Annotated in this window: 1 protein-coding gene; it reads right to left on the minus strand. The window is 41.0% G+C overall.

The features are described from left to right. Nucleotides 1-226 precede the first annotated feature (226 nt). Nucleotides 227-1,615 (minus strand): ISNCY family transposase, encoded by a 1,389-nt coding sequence (locus tag JQM82_RS15470; protein WP_235251308.1) that lies wholly within the window; start codon nt 1,613-1,615, stop codon nt 227-229. Nucleotides 1,616-1,731: the final 116 nt, after the last annotated feature.

The following is a 1,731-nucleotide window of genomic DNA, read 5'->3' on the forward strand; positions in this document are numbered from 1 at the left end:
TGTCAACCATTTTTGAAAATGTCCCAAAATAATTGAAATATTTGCCCTGGATTTTTTCCGGGGCATTTTCTTTCATCAGCCGCTTGTTGATAAAACATCATGTGCGAGATTCCTGTCAAGGATGCTACGCACCACATGTGGCGTTGTCCTTGACAGGAATTCTCGTCACATGATTATATAGTAGTCAAGCGGCTGATGAAAGGGATTGTGCTAAAGCACCACCTTCTTAAGCAGGTTTTTCCAGGGCATCGTCATTGAGACGATGTTTTTGTTGCTTTACAAACTTTTGGAATCTGGAGTGTCTCCATGGATGGTCTTTCGATGGTATGTTTTGTTTTTTGGGTTTCGATTTCTTGTAATCTACATCTAGTTCCTTTGACTTGGACTCGTGTTTGGGAATCTCCTCCAGAGCATAGATGTGCGTGTCATTCACACAGCAAAATTTTCGCTTATCATAGGCTTCGATAAAGAGGACTCTGGTTCCTTGTCTGTAATGTACCTGATATCCGTTTTCATCAAGCATGCGATAATAACATTTCTTGTGCTGAATACAATGACCGCTATCTACGGTCCTTTCTGTAAGAACAGCCAGGAATTGATTGATTTTTTCGTCAGAAGGTTGCGCTTCAAACACGGATTTGATATCATTGGTAGGTAAAGCGAATTGTGCGTTGAATTCTTTTATGTAGGAGTTTAAGAATTCATTCGCCTCTTTTACAGTCGTTATGCCTGCCAGTCTCAATTCCAGTGGCAGGCGCGACTGTAAGGTTTGAAACATACGCTCTACACGGCCTTTTGCTTGTGGGACGCTGCTACATTCTATTTCGACTCCCAGTTGTTTACAAGCATAGGCGAATTGAGTATAGGTGTCCTCGTCAAGAGATGGGGCATTTTTTAATTGGTAAGTGAATACGGTGCGTCGGTCAGTAAAGAACTTATAAGGGATACCATAGTTTTTGAGAATGTCATGAAACACATGGTAGTAACCATTTAAAGTTTCTTCTTTGTCGAACCATGCTCCCACCAGAGTGCTGGTTGCATCGTCTACGGCGATGTGAAGGGTTGATTTTTCGTCCCCGAACCAATGGTGAAGGGAAGCGTCCATTTGGAGCAATTCGCCGAAATAGGCGCATCTTGGACGTCTGGAGTGCGCATCCTCCACAGCTACCAGGTTGGTTTGTATTTTGTTTTTTTCTTTTTGTGTAGTAGCCTGTTCTTTTTTCTGGTTTAATTCTTTTTTTATACGTTTTTTCTTTGACTTTGTAACACGTGGCGACAGTATGTATTGTGATTCTAAGATAGTAGTAACCGTAGATACGGAGAGTTCTATGCCTTCGAGACGAGCCAGCAACTCTGTGTAATGCGTAAAATTGGCATCATAGTATTTTGTAGTGTACAGGTCAATCACCATTCGTTTCACGTCATCCGGCACAGTATTTACAGGTTGTCGTCCTCTGTTTCCATGAATAAAGAAAGCCTTTCCTTCCTCCTTGTAGCCTTTGATCAGGCGATTGACCTGACGGATACTAAGATTCAGTTTCTGCGCTGCACGTAGCTTATTCCCATTGACATCAACTAATTTTTTGATGATCTCATATTTTTCTTGTTCGTTCATTCGAAGTTCAACCTTTCTGATAATAATTCCTCCCATCAGCTTAATGAGAGTATCATACCACATTCGGGACATTTTTCTTTGTGGTATATTAGGACAATATCAAAAATGGTTTATAA

The organism is Faecalicatena contorta (assembly GCF_021531995.1).
Taxonomy (GTDB): domain Bacteria; phylum Bacillota; class Clostridia; order Lachnospirales; family Lachnospiraceae; genus Dorea_A; species Dorea_A contorta_A.